Origin of the sequence: Thiomonas sp., assembly GCF_034007205.1 — a bacterium.
Taxonomy (GTDB): domain Bacteria; phylum Pseudomonadota; class Gammaproteobacteria; order Burkholderiales; family Burkholderiaceae_C; genus Thiomonas.
The window spans coordinates 1-21,981 of record NZ_JAVERI010000007.1; the positions used below are offsets into that span (position 1 = coordinate 1).

Annotated in this window: 23 protein-coding genes; 6 read left to right on the forward strand and 17 right to left on the reverse strand. The window is 66.2% G+C overall.

Features of this window, described 5'->3' with window-relative positions:
- Positions 1 to 116: 116 nt before the first annotated feature.
- Positions 117 to 431, reverse strand: a complete 315-nt coding sequence (locus tag RBR52_RS07155) for an ABC transporter substrate-binding protein (protein WP_320376516.1) — start codon at positions 429 to 431, stop codon at positions 117 to 119.
- Positions 432 to 673: 242 nt separating this feature from the next.
- On the opposite strand from RBR52_RS07155, the gene putA reads away from it, so the two are divergent.
- On the forward strand, positions 674 to 4,528 hold the full coding sequence (gene putA / locus RBR52_RS07160) for a trifunctional transcriptional regulator/proline dehydrogenase/L-glutamate gamma-semialdehyde dehydrogenase (RefSeq protein ID WP_320376517.1): 3,855 nt from the start codon (positions 674 to 676) through the stop codon (positions 4,526 to 4,528).
- Between the two features lie 83 nt (positions 4,529 to 4,611).
- Here putA and mdoH read toward each other — a convergent pair whose 3' ends face one another.
- The 5 genes from mdoH to RBR52_RS15430 form a co-directional block, all read right to left on the reverse strand.
- Positions 4,612 to 6,417: a glucans biosynthesis glucosyltransferase MdoH gene (mdoH, locus tag RBR52_RS07165; protein WP_320376518.1), complete on the reverse strand. Its 1,806-nt coding sequence runs from the start codon at positions 6,415 to 6,417 to the stop codon at positions 4,612 to 4,614.
- 3 nt (positions 6,418 to 6,420) lie between these two features.
- Positions 6,421 to 8,031: a glucan biosynthesis protein D gene (locus RBR52_RS07170; RefSeq protein ID WP_320376519.1), complete on the reverse strand. Its 1,611-nt coding sequence runs from the start codon at positions 8,029 to 8,031 to the stop codon at positions 6,421 to 6,423.
- A gap of 33 nt (positions 8,032 to 8,064) precedes the next feature.
- Positions 8,065 to 9,264: an efflux RND transporter periplasmic adaptor subunit gene (locus RBR52_RS07175; RefSeq protein ID WP_320376520.1), complete on the reverse strand. Its 1,200-nt coding sequence runs from the start codon at positions 9,262 to 9,264 to the stop codon at positions 8,065 to 8,067.
- Entirely contained in the window at positions 9,257 to 10,207 is a 951-nt protein-coding gene (locus tag RBR52_RS07180; protein ID WP_320376521.1) for a type I secretion system protein TolC, read from the reverse strand. The genes RBR52_RS07175 and RBR52_RS07180 overlap by 8 nt, the downstream gene beginning before the upstream one ends.
- Before the next feature lie 234 nt (positions 10,208 to 10,441).
- Positions 10,442 to 10,633 (reverse strand): potassium-transporting ATPase subunit F, encoded by a 192-nt coding sequence (locus tag RBR52_RS15430; protein WP_413818303.1) that lies wholly within the window; start codon positions 10,631 to 10,633, stop codon positions 10,442 to 10,444.
- A gap of 181 nt (positions 10,634 to 10,814) precedes the next feature.
- Between RBR52_RS15430 and RBR52_RS07185 the strand changes: the two genes are divergently transcribed.
- The 3 genes from RBR52_RS07185 to RBR52_RS07195 are packed head-to-tail and all read left to right on the forward strand — an operon-like array spanning position 10,815 to position 12,494.
- Positions 10,815 to 11,354, forward strand: coding sequence for a septation protein A (locus tag RBR52_RS07185; RefSeq protein ID WP_320376522.1), 540 nt, complete (start codon positions 10,815 to 10,817; stop codon positions 11,352 to 11,354).
- Positions 11,354 to 11,650 carry a BolA family protein gene (locus RBR52_RS07190; protein ID WP_320376523.1) on the forward strand — a complete coding sequence of 99 codons (297 nt, stop codon included), beginning with the start codon at positions 11,354 to 11,356 and terminating at the stop codon, positions 11,648 to 11,650. The genes RBR52_RS07185 and RBR52_RS07190 overlap by 1 nt, the downstream gene beginning before the upstream one ends.
- 55 nt (positions 11,651 to 11,705) lie before the next feature.
- Positions 11,706 to 12,494 carry a peptidylprolyl isomerase gene (locus tag RBR52_RS07195; RefSeq protein ID WP_320376524.1) on the forward strand — a complete coding sequence of 263 codons (789 nt, stop codon included), beginning with the start codon at positions 11,706 to 11,708 and terminating at the stop codon, positions 12,492 to 12,494.
- A gap of 99 nt (positions 12,495 to 12,593) precedes the next feature.
- Here the strand turns inward: RBR52_RS07195 and RBR52_RS07200 are convergent, their stop codons facing one another.
- The 9 genes from RBR52_RS07200 to RBR52_RS07240 all read right to left on the reverse strand — a co-directional run bounded on the left by RBR52_RS07200 (position 12,594) and on the right by RBR52_RS07240 (position 19,637).
- Positions 12,594 to 13,841, reverse strand: coding sequence for an NAD-binding protein (locus RBR52_RS07200; protein ID WP_320376525.1), 1,248 nt, complete (start codon positions 13,839 to 13,841; stop codon positions 12,594 to 12,596).
- A 407-nt stretch (positions 13,842 to 14,248) separates the two neighbouring features.
- A complete protein-coding gene (locus tag RBR52_RS07205) occupies positions 14,249 to 14,614 on the reverse strand; it encodes a cytochrome c (RefSeq protein ID WP_320376526.1) in 366 nt (121 codons plus the stop codon).
- A gap of 11 nt (positions 14,615 to 14,625) precedes the next feature.
- Entirely contained in the window at positions 14,626 to 15,018 is a 393-nt protein-coding gene (locus RBR52_RS07210; RefSeq protein ID WP_320376527.1) for a cytochrome c, read from the reverse strand.
- A 133-nt stretch (positions 15,019 to 15,151) separates the two neighbouring features.
- The gene (locus tag RBR52_RS07215; protein ID WP_320376528.1) at positions 15,152 to 15,886 is read right to left on the reverse strand and encodes a cytochrome c oxidase assembly protein; all 735 of its coding nucleotides are present in this window, start codon (positions 15,884 to 15,886) and stop codon (positions 15,152 to 15,154) included.
- Positions 15,883 to 16,548: an SCO family protein gene (locus tag RBR52_RS07220; protein WP_320376529.1), complete on the reverse strand. Its 666-nt coding sequence runs from the start codon at positions 16,546 to 16,548 to the stop codon at positions 15,883 to 15,885. The genes RBR52_RS07215 and RBR52_RS07220 overlap by 4 nt, the downstream gene beginning before the upstream one ends.
- A 4-nt stretch (positions 16,549 to 16,552) precedes the next feature.
- On the reverse strand, positions 16,553 to 18,256 hold the full coding sequence (locus RBR52_RS07225) for a cbb3-type cytochrome c oxidase subunit I (RefSeq protein WP_320376530.1): 1,704 nt from the start codon (positions 18,254 to 18,256) through the stop codon (positions 16,553 to 16,555).
- Positions 18,253 to 18,789, reverse strand: a complete 537-nt coding sequence (locus RBR52_RS07230; protein ID WP_320376531.1) for a cytochrome c oxidase subunit II — start codon at positions 18,787 to 18,789, stop codon at positions 18,253 to 18,255. The genes RBR52_RS07225 and RBR52_RS07230 overlap by 4 nt, the downstream gene beginning before the upstream one ends.
- A gap of 8 nt (positions 18,790 to 18,797) precedes the next feature.
- Positions 18,798 to 18,992, reverse strand: a complete 195-nt coding sequence (locus RBR52_RS07235) for a hypothetical protein (RefSeq protein ID WP_320376532.1) — start codon at positions 18,990 to 18,992, stop codon at positions 18,798 to 18,800.
- Positions 18,993 to 19,151: 159 nt separating this feature from the next.
- Entirely contained in the window at positions 19,152 to 19,637 is a 486-nt protein-coding gene (locus tag RBR52_RS07240; RefSeq protein ID WP_320376533.1) for a group III truncated hemoglobin, read from the reverse strand.
- Positions 19,638 to 19,707: 70 nt separating this feature from the next.
- Here RBR52_RS07240 and RBR52_RS07245 point away from each other — a divergent pair, with 70 nt between their 5' ends.
- Positions 19,708 to 20,193 (forward strand): Rrf2 family transcriptional regulator, encoded by a 486-nt coding sequence (locus tag RBR52_RS07245; protein ID WP_320376534.1) that lies wholly within the window; start codon positions 19,708 to 19,710, stop codon positions 20,191 to 20,193.
- Positions 20,183 to 20,635, forward strand: coding sequence for a DUF2214 family protein (locus RBR52_RS07250; protein ID WP_320376535.1), 453 nt, complete (start codon positions 20,183 to 20,185; stop codon positions 20,633 to 20,635). Before RBR52_RS07245 ends, RBR52_RS07250 begins: the two co-directional genes overlap by 11 nt.
- Positions 20,636 to 20,641: 6 nt before the next feature.
- Here the strand turns inward: RBR52_RS07250 and RBR52_RS07255 are convergent, their stop codons facing one another.
- Both RBR52_RS07255 and RBR52_RS07260 read right to left on the reverse strand, forming a co-directional pair.
- On the reverse strand, positions 20,642 to 20,911 hold the full coding sequence (locus RBR52_RS07255; RefSeq protein WP_320376536.1) for a hypothetical protein: 270 nt from the start codon (positions 20,909 to 20,911) through the stop codon (positions 20,642 to 20,644).
- A 3-nt stretch (positions 20,912 to 20,914) separates the two neighbouring features.
- Complete coding sequence (locus RBR52_RS07260; RefSeq protein ID WP_320376537.1) at positions 20,915 to 21,637, reverse strand: heparan-alpha-glucosaminide N-acetyltransferase; 723 nt, start codon at positions 21,635 to 21,637, stop codon at positions 20,915 to 20,917.
- Positions 21,638 to 21,981 lie beyond the last annotated feature (344 nt).

Sequence of the window (21,981 nt, forward strand, 5' to 3'; positions counted from 1 at the left end):
GAGGACAGTTTTTGCCGATTTCGCCGGGCAATAGTCGAACTATTGCCCAAGAAAACGGTGAAAAATGGACCGGCGAGGCCGTTTTGCAGCCGACGATCCTCAAGTCCGACAGGCTCCTAGCTACCGATCACGGCAAGCACCCCGTCATTGACGAGCTGGCGGGCGCAGATCGCCGCAGGCGCCGCCTCACCCTGGTCGTCGCAGACCCTGACCTCCAGCGGATGGCCGAGCAGCCCGCCCTTGGCGTTCTGCTGCTTGACCAGCAGCTTCACCGCGTCGGCGATGCCCTGGCCTTCGTTGGCGTATTGCCCGGTGATCGGTGCCTGCACGCCGATCCTGATCGGGGTCGCAGCCAGCGCCTGGGTCGCCCCCAGGCCCGGCGCGACGGCCATCAGGGCCCACAGCATCGTCTTGTAAAACGGTCGCATCATGGTCTCCTTGTGAAAACGAACCAGCGATTTCGCCCTCCGCGGCGATCCGCGAGGGTTCTCCTGCCGCTGCGGCCGGGATCGCCGGCCACGCCGCAGCCGTGCAACATAGCGTGAGCACAATCGTTCGACATTAGTGGTTGTACCAATCAAACCGCAAAAGGTTGCACTTATAGTTGGCGCGCTCTTCCCATTTCCTCGGGCGGTGCAACCGCTGCCGATTCGAACGCAAACCAGGTGCAACCATGACCATCACGACCATTGGTGTGAAGCTCGACGAACAGGTGCGCCAGCGAATCCGCGCCGCCGCCGAGGCGCATGGCCGCACCCCCCATTTCGTCGTCAAGCAGATGATCCTGCAGGGCCTCGAGCGCCTCGAGCGCGGCGAGCCGCTGCAACCCGCCGCCGCAGGCGATGACGGCGAAACCCCGCCGCCCCCGCCGGCCGAGGCCGACGCGGCGCAGATCGTGCCGTTTCTCGATCTCGCGCAGGAGGTGCAACCGCAGACCGTGCTGCGCGCCGCGATCACCGCCGCCTACCGTCGCCCCGAGACCGAATGCGTTCCCGCGCTGCTGTCTCAGGCCGCCTTGCCGCCCAGGCTGGCCGCTGCCGCGCAGCAGACCGCGCGGTCGCTGGCGACCAGGCTGCGCGCCAAGCGCACCCGGGGGATTGTCGAGACCCTGCTGCAGGAATACGCGCTGTCGAGTCAGGAGGGCATCGCGCTGATGTGCCTGGCCGAAGCGCTGCTGCGCATCCCCGATACCCCGACGCGCGATGCGCTGATCCGCGACAAGATCGGCTCGGGCGACTGGCAAAGCCACCTCGGCACCGGTCGCTCGCTGTTCGTCAACGCGGCGACCTGGGGACTGCTGCTCACCGGCAGGCTGGTGGCGACCAGCAGCGAGGCCAGCCTGTCGTCGGTGCTCACCCGGCTGGTTGCGCGCAGCGGCGAGCCGGTGGTGCGCGGCGGCGTGAACATCGCGATGCGGCTGATGGGCGAGCAGTTCGTCCTCGGCCAGACCATCGCCGACGCGCTCGCCAACAGCCGCAAGTGGGAGGCCAAGGGCTTTCGGCATTCGTACGACATGCTCGGCGAGGCGGCGCTGACCGCGCATGACGCCGAACGCTATCTGCGCGACTACGAGCAGGCGATCCACGCCATCGGCAAGTCGGCGCAGCGCCGCGGCATCTACCAAGGCCCGGGAATTTCGATCAAGCTGTCGGCGCTGCATCCGCGCTACGGCCGGGCGCAGCGCCGCCGGGTGATGGACGAACTGCTGCCGCGGCTGACGCACCTGGCGCGGCTGGCACGGCAGTACGACATCGGTCTGAACATCGATGCCGAAGAGGCCGACCGGCTGGAGATTTCGCTCGACCTGCTCGAAAGCCTGTGCTTCGACCCGGCGCTGCAGGGCTGGAACGGTATCGGCTTTGTCGTGCAGTCCTACCAGAAGCGTGCACCCTTCGTGCTCGACTTCCTGATCGACCTCGCGCAGCGCTCGAGGCGCCGGCTGATGGTGCGGCTGGTCAAGGGCGCCTACTGGGATACCGAAATCAAGCGCGCGCAGGTCGACGGTCTCGAAGGCTTCCCGGTGTTCACCCGCAAGGTGCACACCGACCTGTCCTACCTCGCCTGCGCGCGCAAGCTGCTGGCTGCGCCTCAGGCCGTGTTCCCGCAGTTCGCCACCCACAACGCGCACACCGTCGCCGCGATCCACGCCATGGCCGGGGAGAATTTCTACCTCGGCCAGTACGAGTTCCAGTGTCTGCACGGCATGGGTGAACCGCTGTACGAGGAGGTCGTCTCCGCTGCCGGGATGAACCGCCCCTGCCGCATCTACGCCCCGGTGGGGACGCACGAAACCCTGCTCGCCTACCTGGTGCGCCGGCTGCTCGAAAACGGCGCCAACACCTCGTTCGTGCACAGGATCAACGACCCCTCGCTGAGCCTGGACGAAATCATCGCCGACCCGGCCGAGGTCGCCGCGCGCATCACTCCGCTGGGCGCGCCGCACGACAAAATCGTGCTGCCGCGCGCGCTGTACGGCAGCGAGCGCGCGAACTCGGCGGGGTTCGACCTCAGCAACGAGCAGCGCCTGGGGTCGCTCACCGCGGCCGGGCTGGCCGGGGTCGACACCGCCTGGATCGCGCGGCCCATCCTCGCCAGCGGCGAGGTCGACGGGCCGTCGCGCCCGGTGCGCAACCCGGCCGATCTGCGCGACCAGGTCGGCTCGGTCACCGAGGCCACGCCCGAGCTGATCGACACCGCCGTCGCGCTCGCGCTGCAGGCAGCGCCGGTGTGGCAGTCGACTCCGGCGGCGGACCGCGCTGCGATTCTGTCGCGCGCCGCGGACTTGATCGAGGAACGCCTGCCGCGGCTGGTCGGGCTGATCGTGCGCGAGGCCGGCAGGACGCTGCCGGCGGCGATCGGCGAGGTGCGCGAAGCCGTCGACTTCCTGCGCTACTACGCCGCGCAGGTGGCCGCGCGTTTCCACAATGCCGAGCACCGTCCGCTCGGGCCGGTGGTTGCGATCAGCCCGTGGAACTTCCCGCTGTCGATTTTCACCGGCCAGATCGCCGCGGCGCTGGCCGCGGGCAACGTGGTTCTGGCCAAGCCGGCGGAGCAGACCCCGCTCGTCGCCTACACCGCAGTGCATCTGCTTCTCGAGGCCGGAGTGCCGCCTGGCGCGCTGCAACTGCTGCCGGGCGACGGCCGGGTCGGCGCGGCGCTGGTCGCCGACTCCCGGGTGCGCGCAGTGCTGTTCACCGGATCGACCGAGGTGGCGCGGCTGATCCAGGCGCAACTCGCCCAGCGGCTGGACGCCGGCGGACTGCCGATTCCGCTGATCGCCGAGACCGGCGGGCAGAACGCGATGGTCGTCGACTCGTCGGCGCTGCCCGAGCAGGCAGTGGCCGACATCATCGCGTCGGCGTTCGACTCGGCTGGCCAGCGCTGCTCGGCGCTGCGCATCCTGCTGGTGCAGGAAGACGTCGCCCCGAGGCTGCTCGACATGCTGCGCGGCGCGATGGCCGAACTCACCATCGGCCGCCCCGACCGTCTCGACACCGACGTCGGCCCGGTGATCAGCGCCGAAGCGCGCGACACCATCGATGCACATATCGACGCCATGCGCGGCCGCGGCCTGCGCGTCGACGCGCCCGCGCTTGCCCCCGACACCCGGCACGGCTGGTTCGTCGCCCCGACGCTGATCGAAATCGAATCGATCGACGTCCTCGGCCGCGAGGTGTTCGGCCCGGTGCTGCATGTGCTGCGCTACCGCAGCGGCGAGCTCGACGCCGCGATCGACGCGGTCAATGCGCTCGGCTATGCGCTGACCTTCGGCATCCACAGCCGCATCGACGAAACCATCGCGCATGTGATTTCGCGCATCGAGGCGGGCAATATCTACGTCAACCGCAACATCATCGGCGCGGTGGTCGGGGTGCAGCCGTTCGGCGGCCACGCGCGCTCGGGCACCGGGCCGAAGGCCGGCGGGCCGCTCTACCTGCGCCGGCTGATCGCTCCGGCATGCGCCCCCTTCCTGCGCTGCGCCGATCCGCCCGACGCACTGCGGCAGTTGATCGCGGCGCTGCACGGCCACGGCATCGACATCGAAGCGCTGCGCACCTACGCCCGCCAGGCGCCGGCGCTCGAACCCGCGGTGCTTCCCGGCCCGGTGGGCGAGCAGAACCAGTACCTGGTCAAGCCGCGCGGCGCGCTGCTGTGCCGCGCCGACAGCCGCGACGACCTGTTGCGCCAGGTCGGCGCGGCGCTGGCCAGCGGCAACCGCGCGCTGCTGTCCGGCCCGCACGCCGACGCCGTTGCCGCGCTGATTCCCGAGGCGCTGCGCGGGCGCGTCCGCCAGGTCGCCGCCGACGACGCCCCGGACGCGGCGCTGTACTGCGGCGATCCGGCCGGACTGCTCGCGCTGCAGGCCGAGGTCGCGCGCTACGAACACGCTGTGGTTCCCGTCCACGCCCTGCCCCGCGACAGCCTGGTCGATGCCGACTACCCGCTGGAACTGCTGCTGCACGAACAGTCGATCAGCGTCAACACCGCCGCCGCCGGCGGCAATGCCAGCCTGATGACCATCGGCTGACGCCGCGCGGCGCCATCGGCTCGGTCGCCCGCGCATGTCCCGGCCCAGAGGGATCAAGAACACTTGCGGCGGCCCTGCATTTTTCAGGAATCCGCCACCGGTGCGTCTTCGCCCAATTGCACAGGCGGCACCCAGAAAAAACCCCAGGCATGGGTCAGGGTGCCCAGACGCTCGCTCGAAGTCCAGCTGATTAGCCACGGTGAACTGAGCAGCCCGAGCGCGATGGGCGAGAACCACAGGCCGATCTGCGGATCGAACCAGGCCAGCGAGGCGAAGGCCAGGCCGAGCAGCAGGTGCTCGCGCAGTCTGCGCAGCACCGACAGCACCGGGATGCTGCGGGCCTCGCGCACCTGGGCCGCCCAGCCGGAGGGAATTCCCACCACCATTTCCACAAGGCTCTTGGTCTGGGCCACCATGGTCACCGGCGCCATCAGGACCGCCAAGGGAATGTCGAGCGCAACGGATCGCAGGATGCGCGTGGTGCCGCCGAATCTGCGCCTGCGGGCGGCGGACGCCAACATCCAGATCAGGCCCATCAACTTGGGACCGAACAACAGCAGCAGGGTCAACCACAGCACCCAGGAGGTCGACAGGCTCTGCAGCGCGGCGTCGCTGGAAAAGAACACCTGCGCTGCGCTGGCCAGCAACAGCACCAGCCAGAACGGGGACATCAGGTAGGCCGCAGCGCCCAACAGCAGGTGCAGCCGATTGACCCAGTGCAGCCCCGAGGTGCCGAGCAGCCGCAGATGTTGCATATTGCCCTGCATCCAGCGCCGGTCGCGCTTGACATAGTCGACGATCGACGGCGGGAATTCCTCGTAGCTGCCGTCGATCATCACCATGTGCACCGCCCAGCCGCGGCGGCGCAGCAGTGCCGACTCGAAAATGTCGTGGCTCTGGATATGGCCGCCGAAAGGAGGTTTTCCCGGCAACTCGGGCAGGCCGCAGCTTTGCGCGAACGCGCGCGTGCGCACGATCGCGTTGTGCCCCCAGAAACTGGCCTCCGATCCCGACCACCACAGCAGCCCGGCACTGGCGATGGGGCCGTAGGCCTCGCTGGCGAACTGCATCCAGCGCTGGAACAGGGTGCGCGCGTTGGTGATCATCGGCACCGTCTGCAGCAGGCCGATCGATGGCCGTGCCTCCATGATCGACGCCATACCGACGATGGCGTCGCCGCTCATCAGGCTGTCGGCGTCGAGCACCAGCATGCACTCATAGGCCGCGCCGAACCGGCGCACCCATTCGGCGATATTGCCCGGCTTGCGCGCGGTGTTGTGTTCGCGCCGGCGGTAGTACACCGCGATGGGAGCCTCGCGGGCGACTTCGAGCCACGCCGCCTGCTCGCGCCTGCCGTTGCTTTCGTCCGAGTCGCTCAGCACGAAAAAGTCGATCCAGGGCGCTCCCCCCGCGGCGGCGATGGAGCGCGCCATGGTGAGCACACGGCCGAAGGTGGCGTCGACATCCTCGTTGTAGACGGGCATCAGTACCGCGACCCGATGCCGCAGCGTCTGCGCCGGACGGGGCACCGCGGTGAAGCCTGGATGACCCCCGCTGATCAACTGGTAGAAGCCGATCGCGGAGTTCACGAAGCCGAAGGAAATCCACGTGAACAGCGGCATGAACACCACCAGCAGCACGATGTCGATGGCGTTGACCTGCTCGCGTGCGAGCACCATGCGCAACTGCGTGGACGCGGCGAGCGCCAGCACCAGCGTCAGCGCAATGAGCAGCAGGCGTTTGACCAGCAGACCTTGCGGCTGGGTCTTGACTTCGATCGACCCCGGCGGCGGGCCGTCCAGTCGCTGGATGGGCATGTCCAGCGCGGCTTCGGGGGGCAGCATCGCGGGCGTGGATTCGGCTGCGCGATCGGCGGACGATGGGTTCAAAGCTCAGTCTCCGAGCGCGATCACGACGGTTTCACTCAGCGCCTGCGCGCCGCGGCGCAGGAACAGGCGGAACTCCTTTTGCGCCAGACCGGTCAGCCGCAGGTCGAGCACGACCCGCCAGGCGTTGTTGCGGCCGTACAGCGGGTGAGCGCGCAGGCCGATGACCGCGGCGGCCGGCAGGTTGGCCACCGCCTGCACGCCGCAGGCCTCGTCGAGCCCGGCGAGCACGTCGCCGTGAAAGTCGATCACGTACTTGCGCTGGGTCGGATCGGGCGGCTCGTGCACCGGGCCGGAGGGTCCGATCAGCAGATTGCGGCAATGCGCGTTGGTATCGGTGCTGGGATCGGCCGAAGTCCAGGTCAGGCGGTATGCCAGGTCGCGGCGCTGCCCGGCACGGGCCGGTTCGTCGGCGACCCAGAACGCGCCGATGTTGTCCACGGTCTCCGAAATCGACGCCATTTCGTAGAGCATCACGCTGCCCGTGCCCCAGTCGCCCTGCGGCTGCACCCACAGCGAAGGCCGCAGTTCGTAGAACAACTCGTCGTCCTCGTAGCTGCAGAAATCGCGGTTGCGCTGCATCAGGCCAAAGCCGCTGGGGTGATCGGCGCGAAAGGCGTTCATGCGCGCCGCAGGCGGGTTGCGCAGCGGACGCCAGATGCGCTCGCCGATCCCGGTGCGGATGGCCAGACCCCCGGAGTCGTGCACCTGCGGGCGCCAATCGCCAATGGCATGGGCATGCGGCATGCCGTCGGCGCGCGTCTGGTCGTACAGGAACATGCTGGTTTGCGGCGCGATGCCCAGGCGCTGCACGTCGCGCCGCAGGAACAGGGTGCAGCGCACGTCCTGCACCACGTCGACGCCCTCGCGCCGCCGGGTGTCGATGGCATACGCCCCGGTCAGCGACGGGCCGTCGAGCAGGGCGTGGGCGATCACATGGTCGTCCGACGGCTGCTCGATCCAGAAATCGGTGAATGCCGGAAACTCCTCCAATTCGCCCAGGCCGGTGTCCACGGCGATGCCCCGCGCCGAAAGACCGTAGCGGTTGGACGTTCCCGAGCAGCGAAAGTACGACGCCGAGAGAAACGCCATCCAGTCGGTGCGCGCGTCGGGTGCGAGCACGCGCCACCCGGCCGCATCGACCGCCTGCCCGCCGCCGAACAGCCCGCGGGTGTCAATCAGCTTGCGCGCCACGCCGTGGTCGACGACATGGATCGACACCGGCAGCGGCGCCACGCCGCGGCGCGTCGGGAACAGGCGCACCGTGCCGGTGACGTACTCGGCGGCGCCGTAGGCCATGCGCACGAAACTGTCCCAGTCCGCCGCCGCGTGCGCCGACGGGCGCGGCGCGACGTAAGGCTGAGTCGCCATTCGGCGCGCGCGATCGACCAGCAGATCCCAGGAGAACCGGCGTGGCGGCCCCCAGCGCCCGCCGCCGGGCCGCCCCAAGGCGGGGTGCGCCCCCCCGGGGGGCAGCGACGGCGAAGCCGGAGCGTGGGGGCCGTCCACCCCGCCGCCGGCGGCAAATGCCACGCCAGGCTGAAGCAATCCGGCGGCCAGCGACGCAAGGGCTCCGCCAACCTGGCGGCGGGTAAATCGGGGAGTGGAATCGGACATGGTTGGTGACGGCCGTTGGGGCATTGCGTTGGATCAGGGGCCGGAGGACCCGGATTTCGGGCTTGATGCGGCCGGCGCCTTGCGCCAGCCGATGATCGCCAGTTGTCCCGAACGCACCGGCCCGCCGACGATCTGCGTGCGACGGCCGTCGCTGGGGCCGGCGATGATGGCCACGCTGCGCGCCGTGCCGTCGCGATCGAGCACGCAGATGCTGCTGCCTTCGTGTTCGGGTTGTGTCGAGCAAAAGGGGGCAAAGGCGAGCGCTGCGTTGGGCACCAGCAGCACATCGTGGCGCAGCGGCAGGGTCAGCTTGACCGTGGCCGCGGAGGTCGGCGCAATGCTCGGGTCGGGGGCGAGTGCGAACACGGCCTGGCGCACCCCCGTCGGATCGGTGTCGATTCGCAGCAACCTGGCATCGCGCTCTGCACCGTCGGTCCCGGCGACGATCACGCGCGCCGGCATGCCCGCAGGCAGCGGCCCGATGCCTGCGGGAAGCGGGACGACCAGGTGAGCGGCGGCCCCCAGAGGCGCCAGCTCGAGCAGCGCCTGTCCGGCCTGTACCCGGCTTCCCGGCTCGATCAGCCGCTGCACCACCACGCCGGCGAACGGAGCGCGCGGCAGTGAAGTCAGCAGATCGGCCATATCGTCGTCCAGGCGGCGCCTGGCCGCCTCCAGCAGCTCGCGATCGCGCCGCACCGCAAGCGCGGCTCCGGCCGCCGCGACACGCGCGGACTCCATCTCGTTCAGCGAGGGCACGCGGTGGTCCGACTCGCGCCACACCCTGGCGTAACGCGCCAACCGATTCCGGGCCAGCCTGGAATCGATCGAGGCGCGCGCGAGCTGGTCGTGCGCGGCCTGCAGCGCCGAGCGATCGGCGGCGAGGGTCTGCGCGAAGCCGCTGGTATCGACCACGGCCACCGCCTGGCCGGCCGCCACGGTCGTGCCTGCAGCCGCCGGCAGCGCGATGATCAGCGCGTTGCGCGGCGCGCGCACCGTGACCTCGCCGGTCAGGTACACCCGGCCCGAGAGGGTCAGATGCGGACGCAGGTCGCCCTGAACGATCGGCGCCATGTAGTACGGAGTGGTATTGCCTTCGAGAAAACGCAGCAGCAGCCAGCCCGCCACGCCCAGCGCCAGCAGCAATAGCGCAATGCTGATCCAGCGACGCGCGCGACTGCTCGGACGCACATCGAGCAGGGCATCGACCTGAGACGGCTCCCCCGGCTCAATCACCGCAGCCTCCGCAGTCCCCCGGCGCGCTGCCGGCCGTCGTGCACAGTCTGGCCCGGATGCTGCGCAGACCGGCGTCGGTCCACAGGTCGATCGCCGCCTGCGCCAGGCTCGCCTGGGCGTCGATGTGCGCCTGGCGCACCGCCAGCACCGCGGTTTGCGCCACGTAGACGGTGGCGAAATCGCCGGTGCCCAGGCGGTAGGCAGCGCGCGCGTCGTCCGCAGTGCGCTCGGCGTCGCTTTCGGTCTTGGCCAGATCCGCCTCGCGCTCGCGCGCCGCGGTCAGCGCGGCGCGCACGCTAGCCGCTTGCGCGTCGTCGCACGCCGCCGCAGCGCCGTCGGCGTCGAGCCGCGGCACTTGCGCGCCGCCATCGAGCCACGACCCCAGTTGCGCGGGAGCAACGGCGGCACGCCGCGCCAGTGTCGCCTCGGCTGCAACCAGGCGGGCCTGTGTGTCGGCCAGCGCGCTGGCATGGGTGCCCAGCAGCGACTGCGCCAGCCCGCCGTCGACCGCCGAGACCAGGCCGGCCTCGCGGCGCCAGCGGGCGTAGTCGGCATCGTCGTGGAATCGGTCCTGGAAAGCCTGGCGCAAGTCCAGGATCGCCTGCAGGCGGCGCACCTCGACATAGGCGCGCGCGATGCGCGCGGCCTTGCGCTGACGCGCCTCAGCCAGCCGCATAGCCTGCAACTCGGGGTCTACGGGTGGCCGATGCAGGCCGCCTTCGATCCAGCGCGCCAAGCGAACGCGCCAGTTCTGCGGACGCGGCTGCAGGTTGTTGTCCAAATCCCGGGCTTGGCGCCTCAGCAGCGGATCGGCCGCCAGCCCGTCGTCGATCAAACGCGCCAGTAAGGGATCGCCCGCCGCCGTCCACCACGGCATGGCGGCAGCGGCGTCGGCGCTGAGCGTGACCTCGGATGCCTGCGGGCTGGCCGGGTTTTGCAGCACGGCGCAACCGCCCAACGCACACAGTATGAGCAACCCGCTCCATAGGGCTTGGAATGTTCGATACAAGGTGCGTCGGAATCCGCTTCGAGAAGCAAGAATTGCTGCTGTGATGGGAGGATTGTAAGAAGTATCGCGAACGGCCTGCGCGCCCTTCGCTTTGTGCCGGGCCATGCGCAAGCCCTCGTGCCTGGGCTAGGCGCAGGGCGACGGCCAACGCCCAGAACTGGGGCGTCATCAGAAGTCCTCCGCACGAATCAGCGCATAGTCGAGATGGTCGAACAGCAGCACGGTGACGACACCGCCCAACACATAGAGCGCGGTACTTACTTGCGGTTGCCGGTAGTCTTGCTCAGGTAGCGCTGCAGCGTCTTCTGCGTGGGCGGCGCAGCTGCGACGTGCGAATCTCCCCCTCCCAGCCTCCCCCACGAGTGGGGGAGGTGAGGATAGAGCAGAAAATCAGAAAAAAACGCACTGAAATACCCTGCCGCCTGAGCGCAGACGGCTGAACATGGGACAATTTTCACTTGAGCATTCTGCACTATCCGCCGCGCCCTCGAGTTGAGTTCATCCCCCGCGACACAAACAAACCTTCGATCTGGCAGACACCTTGAAGATCCTGTTCGATTTCTTCCCCATCATCCTGTTTTTCATCGTGTTCAAGGTGGCGGGCATCTACGCCGCCACGGCGGTGACCATCGCCGCAACCTTCGCGCAGATCGGCTGGGTCTGGTTCAGGCACCGCAGAATCGAGCCGATGTTGTGGCTGAGCCTGGCTGTCGTCGTCGTCTTCGGCGGCGCCACCCTGCTGTTTCACAACGACACCTTCATCAAATGGAAACCCACCGTGCTGTACTGGCTGTTCGCCCTGATTCTCGCCGGGGCGCAACTGCTTCAGGGTAAGAATCTGATGCGCGCCCTCATGGGCAAGCAGATGCAGCTCCCCGACCCGATCTGGAACCGGGTCAACTGGTCGTGGGTGGCGTTCTTTGCGCTGATGGGCGTGCTCAACATCGTGATCGCCTACAACTTTTCCACCAATCTCTGGGTGGACTTCAAGCTGTTCGGCAGCCTGGGGCTGACGCTGGTGTTCGTCCTCGGGCAGTCGCTGCTGCTGGCCCGGCACATGAAGCTGGACGAAAACGCCTGATGCCTGTCTCGATGTCCCGACTGGCGCGTATCGAAATGCTGTTGCAGCAGGCGCTCGAACCCGAAACCCTGCAGGTCATCGACGATTCCGCCGCGCACGCCGGACATGGCGGATTCGATGCGCAGGGCAGTCATTTCCGCGTGCGCATCGTCAGTGCGCAGTTCATCGGCAGGTCGCGCCTTGCCCGGCATCGCCTCGTGTATGATGCCTTGGCTTCGATGATGCACCACGAGATTCATGCGCTGGTGCTCGATTGCCAGGCCCCCGGAGACCCCCCCGAGGTCAGTGCACACTAAAAAATGCCGGTCCGTGCCCCCTGGCCATTTGTTCCCTCCCCTTTTGGATGACTTCATGTTCAAACTCTCCCGCATTCTGGCCGCCGCAGCGTTGAGCTGCGCGTTCGCCGCCCCCGTCTGGGCGCAGAACATTGCCACGGTGAATGGCAAGCCCATCCCGCAGTCCCTGGCCGACTCCGTGGCCAGCAGCATGGCCAAGCAGCAAGGTCAGCCCGTCACGCCCCAGCTCAAGGAAATGGTCAAGAACGAGCTGATCAGCCGCGAAGTGATGGTGCAGGAAGCCGACAAGCTCGGCCTCGACAAAGAACAGGCGGTGCAGGACGAAATCCGCATCTCGCGGCAGAACATCCTCATCCGCGCGCTGTTCAACGCCTATCTGCAAAAACATCCGGTCACCGATGCGCAAATCAAGGCCAAGTATGACGAATTCACCAAGAACTTCGGCACCACCGAATACAAGGCGCAGCACATCCTCGTGCCCAGCGAAAAGCAAGCGCAGGACATCATCGCCCAACTGAAAAAGGGCGCGAAGTTCTCCGAGCTGGCGAAGAAATACTCCAAGGACACCGGCAGCGCGGCCAACGGCGGCGATCTGGGCTGGTCCACCCCCAACAACTATGTGCCGCCCTTCGCCAAGGCCCTAGAAGCCCTCAAGCCCGGCCAGTACACCCAGACCCCGGTGCAGAGCCAGTTCGGCTGGCACGTGATCAAGCTCGACGCCACCCGTCCGGCCAAACCGCCCACCCTGGAGCAGATCAAGCCGCAGATTCAGGCCGAACTGCAGCGTGAAGAAATCACCAAGTATCAGGACGAACTGCGCGCCAAGGCCAAGATCACCGAGTGATCCGTCCGCTTCCTGCTGACAAAACGCCTGCGACTGCGGGCGTTTTTTTCATCTGGCCCGCGACTGCGGACATTTTTTCATCGCGCCTGCCGCCGTGCTTCAAGACCCTGGAAACAGCAGTTTGTGCACCGTACTGTTGTCGATGGGCTCGTCGAACAGGTCGCGCGCGAGCAACTGGCTGCCGAGAAGCTGCGGGGCGAACAGCACATCGGGCTGGACGCGCCGGATTTTGTTCACATGGCGCACGTCGTTGACCCCGGCGATGGTCTTCACGCCCGGGGCCAATTCCTTCACGGCGAGCACGGCGAAGGCGTTTTCGGCATCGTCGTCATGCAGGGTGAGCACGGCTTTCGCCCTGGGCACGCCGGCGAGTTCGAGGACATCGCTGTGCTTGGCGTCCGCGGTGACGACGTCGGCGGTTTCAGGAAAAGGAGAGGGATGACCGCTGGGCGCGATGATGGTGACCGGCACGCCGCGGCTGCTGAGTTCCTTCCACATGGCGTAGGCCAGGCTGGATGTGCCGATGATGACGTAATGGTTCTTGCGCTGCTCGCGTTGCATTTTGCCCTCCAGGGTCCGTTTCAGACTGCCGCCGATCAATGGCCCGATCACCACCGACAGCGTGGTGGCGAAGATTGAAATGCCCAGCACGATCATCGACACGGTGAACATGCGCGCCTGCGTCGTGTGCGGCACGATGTCGCCGTAACCCACCGTGGACATGGTCTCGATGGCGTAATAAAACGCCGTGGGCAGACTGTGGATCGGCGGGGTGTATCCGGCGCCAAACCACAGGCTGCCCAGTGTGCCATAGATCAGCAGGCTGCCCACGCCCAGCAGGGCGAACAGCGAGCTGGCGGCCAGACTGCTGCGGGCGAAGCGCCTGGCGTACAGCAGCAGTGCCAATTGCAGCAGGCCCGAGAGCACGAAGGTTGCGCTCAGGCCATGCGTGGCCCACAGCGCCAGCCCGGCTGACAGGGCGCCGAGCAGCAAGGCGAGCACCCAGGCCACGCGCGCCTGCAGCAGCAGTCCCGGCACCATCAGCATGAGCCCGATGCCGATGATCACATGCGGAAACGCGGCCAGATCGGCCAGGCCAGACAGACCATCCGCCCCATGCGCCAGGATGCCGAGCACGGCTTGGCGCATCTGCACGAATTGCGGACTGATCTGCACCACGCCCGTCAGCACCGCCAGCACGGCGATGAGCCAATGCGGCCCGTTTTGCTCCAGCCAGTTGAAAAACAGCCGCGCCGCCGTGCTCGCCCTGGCCTTGAGAACCCGCCAGAGGCTGGCCTTGGGCAGCGGGGGCTTGGGAGTGTCGCGGGGAAGGGAGGGTGTCGCCATGGCGTAAGTATCGGCGATCCGCGGCTCTCAAGGAAACGCAGGGCCGCCCCAAGTTTCCTTGACCCCCACGGGGGGCGGGTCGGCGAGCCGACCCTGGGGGCGCTCATGAGGAAACGCACGGCCGCCCGAAGTTTCCTCATCCCCTCGGGGGGGCTGACGCGAAAGCGGCAGGTCTGGGGGCGCTCTCAAGGAAACGCCGGGCCGCCCCACTCGGTTCAAGTGGTTAAAGTAACACCTCCACTTTGGCACAAAGATGCCGCTGCGGGTGGGGGCGTCCATCGCATTGCCTTCAACTTGAGCGAAGTAGCGTTGGTGGTGCGCTGGAGCGAGAACGTGTCCACACTGCCCGTTTTCGCCTTCCGCGCCCCAAGCCCGACAGTCTCCCAGGGCATTCCCCTCCGGCCCACTCAATGCATTTCGCCCCGGATGTACAGATCGCCCTTGAGGCTGGCGATGTAGGCGGCGATGTCCTGCAGATCCTGCGTGTCGTACTGCGCCACCATGCCGCTCATGATGGGGTTGTTGCGGCCGTACAGCGGGGTCTGGTGCTTGGCCTGGTATTGCTGCAGGGCGTGGAACAGATAGCTCTGGTACTGGCCGGCCAGCTTGGGGTAGTTGGGGGCGATGGGCTTGTCCAGACCGGCGCCGTGGCAGGCGATGCAGCCGCCCTTGTTCACCAGTTCTTCACCCCTCTTGATGTCGGCGGCGTGGGCGGCGCTCGCAAGGGCAAGAACCGCGGCGGCCGCAGCCAGTGAGTCAGTGAATCGTTTCATGTCGGATCTCCTCATTTGATTTTTTGGTTTTTGGCAACGGCGTAGTACGCCGACAGATTGGCGATCTGCTGCGGGGACAGTATGGAAGCGACCGACTGCATCGTCGGGTTGTGGCGCACGCCGCTACGGTAATCCTCAAGACATTGCGCGATGTAGGCGGCGCTTTGCCCATCGAGCATGGGCGCGCGGTAGACCTCGGGGAACTCGGTCTTGAACCCGCCATGCGCGTTATGGCAGCCTTCGCACATGACGACTTCGTCTTTGCCTGCGGCGGCGTTGCCCGTCACGGTTTGCGCTTGTGCGCTGGCGGCGAGGAAAAAGCTCATCAAGAGCGCACTGATGTAAGGTTGTTTCATGATGGATCCAGAGTGAGTCGTGCAATGAAAACTGAGGTCGAGCGCCATGCCGACGATTGCATTGCATTCGGCGGCGCTGCGCGGGTCTTGGGATGAAGCCGCTGCGAATACCGCATGGCCCCACTCCTGCGCAATGCGCAGGCGCGGTCATTCGCGCAAGCAGACATGGAGATGCCCTGCATCAGCGCGCATCCTCGTCGCCTGGCATGATGAGCAGCCACGCCGCGCGCAGTTGCAGCGGCAGGCCCGCGATGAACATCACCAGACCGGCGTAGTGCTGATCGTCCAGCGGGCTGAGGTTCCACAGACACAGGACATCGAGGTAGGGGGTGTAGAGCACATGGCCGCTCCAGACCCAGATCGAGGCGATGATCATCATCGGCAGACTGCCCAGCCAGCCGTAGAGACCGGCTACCCAGCGGTGCGCCAGGCTGCTGCAGCCGGACAGCAACTGGGCCCAGAACATCAGCCCGGAGGCCAGCAGAAACAAGCCGATCGGCCCGGAAAACAAGGCATTCGATAGGGCGCTGTTGAACACGCCGGGAAGATTCACCCCCAGGGTCAGGATGATGAAGACTGCCGCAGCCACCCAGGCATCGAGCAGCCAGACGCTCCAGGCGTCGTGCCGGGGTGCATGCCATTGCGCGCGCACCTGCGGCGGAAATCCGATCAGGATCAGCGGCGAGACGATCTGCCCCATGGTCATCAAGGCGATGGTGTAGCCCGTCATCGAGGCCAGCGGGTTGTGCAATCCCCAGGCCGAGAGCAGCACGAGAGCGCAGCCCGTTGCGAAGACCCAAACGCGCCACCAGGGCCAGCGCCCGCGCCAGGCAGCCAGGCCGTAAGCCGCCATCGCCGCGCCGACGAACGAGAGCCATCCTCCCCAGAGCGCCAGCGGCCATGTGCTGCCCGTCATCCACGCTCCAGAACGGCGCGCAGGTCATCCGCCAGCCAGTCGGGGTTGGTGAGCTGGCCATAGCCATAGCGTGCGAGCCACCGGCCGTTCGGCCCGACCAGAGTGACCGCGGCGGTGTGGTCGATCCAATATTGGCCCCCGCCGGTATCGACGCGCCGCCAGGTGACGTTCCATTGCCGGGTCGAGGCGGTGACTTGAGGCAGGGTGGCGCGCAGGCCGATGATGTCGGGCATGAATGAATCGAGGTAGGCGCGCAGCACCGGCGCCGTGTCGCGCGCGGGGTCGAGGGTGACGAACACCACGCGAACCCGCTGACGCAAGGGGCCGAGTTGCCTGAGGCTTTGCGCCAGAGCCGCCAGCGTGAGGGGGCAGACGTCGGGGCAGTGCGTATAGCCGAAAAACACCAGCACGGCCCTGCCTCTTTCGTGCGCCCAGGAGAACGCCTTGCCCTGCGTGTCCGTGAGTCCGGGCAAGGTGGGTGCCGGGAGGGGTTTGAGCGCAGTGCCATGAAGATCGACTGAGTGGGATTGCAGGTGCGCCCAGGCCCATACCGCAGCCAGCAGCACGAGAGAAGCCAGCGCAGCCCGCCGCGCGGAACCCTTCCAGCCGCCATGCCGCCGTGGCGACGCGACGACTGGGCCGGCGACTTCGGTCTGCGTCATCCGGTCACCACAGCACGAAGCCCGGCGCGTGGATCGGATGGGTGAGCATGGGCCAGAACACGGGGATGTAGACCGCCAGGGTGATGACGAAGGTAATCAGCGTCCACAGCCCCAGTGGCTCGGCGACACGCGCCAGCACCGATCCCTCGGCGGGGGTGATGTAGTCGGTGAAGGGAATCTCGACCATCGCCCCTGGCTCCTTCTTGCCGAACAGGGTGCCGAAAAACACGATGAAGTAGAGAACCGCGCCGATGGCCGCAATCGCCCCGCCGATGCCCACGATGATCAGCGCCGGGTGTACCGCGCCATAGAGCTGCATGTACTGGTCATGCGGCAAGGCCGAAACCCAGGCTCGCCGCGGCACCCCGTCCATGCCGGCCCAGTGCCCGCCCAGGCCCCAGGTCATCAGGCCGAGAAACCACAGCCAGACGCCGGCCAGGGCCATTTTCGGGCTGTAGAGCTTGCGGCCCGTGAGGTGCGGCAGCAGCCAGAAGCTCACGCCCATGAACACCAGCGTGGTCATGGTGCCGACGGTGAGGTGAAAGTGCGCCGGAATCCACAGGGTGTTGTGCACCACGTTGTCGAGCTGCCAACTGGCGTTGACGATGCCCCCTGCGCCGCCGAAGATGAAACTCACCAAGGCCAGCACCTGCGCGGCCACCGAGGGATCTTTCCACGGCAAGGCCGTCCACCAGCCCATCAGCCCTTTGCCGCCGCGACGGCGACCGCCATATTCCAGGCTGAGCGCGATGGTGAAAGCCGTGATCAGGCTGGGCACCGCGACCGACAGCGTCAGCGCCGTCACAATGCCTTTCATCACCGGCGAGATGCCGGGATCGGTGTACTGGTGATGGGTGCCCACCGGCAGCGAGAACACGAACAACAGCAGAAACGCCAGACGGGCCAAAGGATCGGAAATCAGCTTGCCTCCCGCCTGGCGCGGCAGCATGGCGTAGATCGAGATATAGCCCGGCATCAGCCAGAAATACACGATGGGGTGACCCGTCCACCAGAACAGCGTGCGCGCCAGCAGCGGGTCGATGGTGTGCGTCAACCCGAGCGACCAGGGGTCGAGCAGGAACACCGCCTCGGTGCCTGCACCCAGCGCGGCGAGCAGCCACATCAGCAGCGTCGTGGCGCTCATATACGTCACCAGCGGGGTGAACTGCCCCGGATGCGCGCGCTTCCAGCGGGCGCGCATGTCCAGCACCACGAACAGCGGCAGAAGGCTCGCCACCACCACCAGGGTGATGCCCAGGTAGAACCAGGCACTGCCCTTGAGCGGGGCATACATGGTGTAGAGCACGCTCGACGAGTTGTCGAACATGGCGTAAGCCGCCATCAAGGTGCCCAAGAGCATCAGCGCATAGGTCAACCACGCGATGCTCATATTGGGTTTGAGTTTGAGCTCGCGCGCCGGCAAATACATCAGCCAGCCCGAAATGGTGAAAAACGTGAACACGTAGGCGTTGAGCACGCCGTGCAGGGTCAGTCCCTGGTAGTACGACTTGAGGAAAGGCTGCAGATAGGGATAGAGATCGATCCCGGCGTAGTTGGTGCTTTGCAGCACGCCGATGGCGATGCCGACCGCCAGCGCCGCAAAGCCCGTGACCCAGAAGGCCAGAAGCATGGCTTTTTCACCGGCGATCTCTTTGACAGAAGGCGCCGCCAGGCTGTGCGGCGCGTTATGGCTCAGGGTTGCGCTCATGATTGTTTTGCTCCGGTGATGATGATCCGACCGATCATGGCCTGATGGCCGGCGCCGCAATACTCATTGCAGATGATGTAGTAGGTGCCGGGCTTGTCGAAGGTGTAGCTCACATGCCCGACCACGCCGGGGATGGCGGTGAGGTTGATGCTGGTGCCCTGCACCTCGAAGCCGTGCAGCACGTCGCCGCTGGTCACATAAAACGTCACATGCGCGCCGACGGGAAGCCTGATCGGCGTGGCGGTGCCCGGCGTCCAGCTCCAGGCGCGGCCGATTTCATACACCTCGTAGCTGTTGGGCCCGGTCTGCTTGATGCCCGAGCCCTGGAAACCGGCCATTTCCGCAGGGGTGTTGGGGTTGGAGTAGAACTGCGTGGTCTTGGCGACCAGGCCGTAGTCGTGCACCACGAACCACACCGCCACGATGAACAGCACGGCGATCAGGGCCAGTGAAATAAAGATCCAGATGCGCTCGTGCCGCAGGGCGACATGATGGAACCGGTCTTCGAAAGCGTCAGGAAGGGTTGTTGACATGACGGGTCTCAGGCATGGATGGAGAAATAGGTGGCGACCATGGCCCACAAGCCGACCACGACGACGAACAACGCGGCGACGATGACCCACGCCCCCATCGGTCTGGCGTAGCCCAGGTCGGGCGCGGGCATATCTGCCGCGGCGACGGCTCGCCCGCTGGAATCGGTGACCGGCAGGGGTATGTAAGGCATTTCGTCAGGCATGGCTCTCTCCTCGGGGTGGCGCGACAAAATGTCGCATATCGTGATGACAGAATAAGTAGTGACTTATATGTCCGCTTGCGATGGATCAAACGTCCGAGAGAGGCGATGTATCGTTTGTGAACCGATGTAAAACTCTTCCGGGAAAACCCTGGAAAAGAGCTACGACGGGCACAGGCGGCTGCTCAGAGTCGCCGCGATCCGCCGCGCGATGGTCAGCAGATGGTCTCGCGCGGGCGCCGAGACTTGTTCCTGCAAGGCCTGATCGAACAGGCCCAGCCAGCGCTCGAAGTGCTCCGGTCGCAGTTCCATGGCACGGTGCGCTGCAAGCGCGTTGCGGTGGTAGCGTCCGGCGAGCAGGCCGACCGAGGCCCAGAAATCGACCATGCGGGCGAAGTGAGCCTCCCAGTCGACGATCTGTGCGTCGAAAATCGGCCCCAGATCGGGATCAAGACGGGCCAGACCGTAAAAGCGCCGTACCAGGCGATCCAGAGCAGCGTCATCCAGGCCGGTTCGATCGCGCAGTTGGCGGGCCAGAACAGCGCGGCGGTCTGCCGGATCGACCGAATCGGGCGTTTGGTCCAGAATGTGCCGAAACAGGCTTTGTTCCTCGCCCGGCGACTCGGCTGGAATCGCGTTAGGATGCATCATTTTCTCCGCATAAGTGGATTACGAAATACCACTATAGAATTGCGCGACTTCACGGGCAAGTAAGCAATTGAAACTCACCCAATTCACCGATTATGGCTTGCGCGCACTGATGGTGCTTGCTTCCAGGCCTAATGTATCCTTGAACAGCCATGAGATAGCTGCTGTACTTGATATATCACGTGAACATCTGGTGAAGGTCCTCCAACGGCTCTCCGCAGGAGGCTATGTGCAGGTCCAGCGTGGCGCCAGAGGTGGTGTGCGGCTGAAACAACAGGCAGATGAAATACTTCTTGGCAATCTGGTGCGTTGGATGGAGGAAGGTCAGGGCCTGGTCGAATGCCTGCGGCCCGATGGCGGGCATTGCAATCTCACCCCGCTCTGTCTGCTCAAGCCGCTGCTGGGCGATGCCGCGCAGGCGTTTTATGCGCGCCTGAACGCCGCCACCCTGGCCGACTGCCTGCACCCTCCGCTGCAGCATTTCGTCGGGGTGCGCCAGCAGGCGATCACGTTATTGACCCAGGGCAAACCGGAACAAACCGATCATGCTGGCTGATGCCCTGCTGCTTTACCTTCATCTCTCCGCCATGCTCGGGCTGGCGGTCTTTCTCACCGCCAAAACCAGCCTGACCCGGGCGGGCGCCGTCGATGTTCAGGCGCTGACCCGTCTGCGCAGGCTGGATGTGTGGGTCTGGGGCAGCTTTGCCGCGGTGCTGCTCAGCGGATCGGCACTCGTGTTCTGGGGCATCAAAGGCCCGCAATGGCTGCTGCACAACCCCTTGCTGTGGGCCAAGGTGATCCTGCTGGCGCTGATGGCGGCGATGTCCTGGCCGTCCACGCGGCAACTCGCGCGCTGGGACGTTCAGGCGCGGATCATGGCCGCGTGGCAGCCTGCCGAAGATGAGGTGAAAAAAGAGCGCCGCTGGCTGATGGCGCAATCGCATGTGATGGTGGTCATTCCCTTGCTGGCCACGCTGATGAGCCACGGCTTTGGCTGAAATGCGTCACGACCCTTCTTCCGCTTCGCGCCGGGCGCGAATCTCCCGCCGCATGCGCTCGACGCGGCGCTCCACAGCGTCTCGATCCTGCAGATACTCCTGCAGCGGGATGAGCACGCAAAGCTCGCGCCGCAGGGTGCCGAACTGGCGGCTCTGGCCGTAACCCTCGATGCAGAAAAAATAGCGCAGCGCGTCTTCTTCATCCCTGGCCTGCGGAATGAAGAACCAGTGATCGCTGTCGCCGTAGTGCAGCAGATAGTCGATGGCTTGGTCCATCGCTCACCCTCCTCGCAGGTGTGCGGCCAGCCACACCAGCCCGACAAAAACGGGTTGATGCAGCAGATAAATGGTCAGCGGCCAGCGCCCGAGGAATGACAGCGGGCGAATTTCTGGCAGATGGCGCAGGGGTCGGAATTGCACTCGCGCCAGCAGCCAGCCCAGTCCCGCGCCGATCCACAACACGCCGATCCAGGGCAGCAGCGGCGCATAGTCTTCGGTGACGGGTTTTTGCGTGATCAGCCCGGTCCAGTTCCACCAGGGCGGGTTGAAAAACGCATGTCCCCAGAGCTGCGGCGCAACGATAGCGATGGGGGCGAGCAGCAGCACCCAGGCGCGGGCGTGGCGGAACACCAGCCGATGCAGCAGCAGCATCGCCGCGATGCCCTGCAGAATGCCGAAGTAAATGAAGCTTTGGGGAAACGCGGCATAACTGCCCGCCGTGACCAGCAGCGAGCTACCTACGATCTGCGCCCAGCGCTTCCAGAAATGCCGCGCCGGGCGGCCGCTCACGTCGGTGAAGGTCTGCGTCAGCCCGACGGTGAACAGAAACAGGCTGACGATGGCGATGCGCTGATCGAGCCACCAGGGATTGGTGTAGAAGTCGGTGTGGATGAAGCCGAACCAGTTCAGGTCGAAGCTGAAGTGAAAAAACATCATCCACACGATCGCCAGACCGCGCAGGGTATCGACGCCGCCGTAGCGGCTGGGTTGTCTGGCTTGCATGCTCAGCTCACTGCGTTCGCCGCGATTCGGGTCGAGGAGCACGCCGTAAAGCGCTGCGGGTCAAGGCGCACCCGCTCTGCCACAGTGCCGTCCCAAGGCGGGCATCTCCCCCTCCCGACCTCCCCCAGCAAGTGGGGGAGGAGAGAACGGCGCTGCGCAAGACAAAGGATGCCCCTCCCGACCTCCCCCAGCAAGTGGGGGAGGAGCAATCCACTCCCTCCCCACTCGTGGGGAGGGTTGGGGTGGGGTGCGCTCCCTCGGGGTTGAGTGCCGCGGCTCCAGTCTGGCCTGCGCCAGACTGGACGGCACGAAGAGGCTTCGCCTCGGGCGAAGCCGGAGCGTGG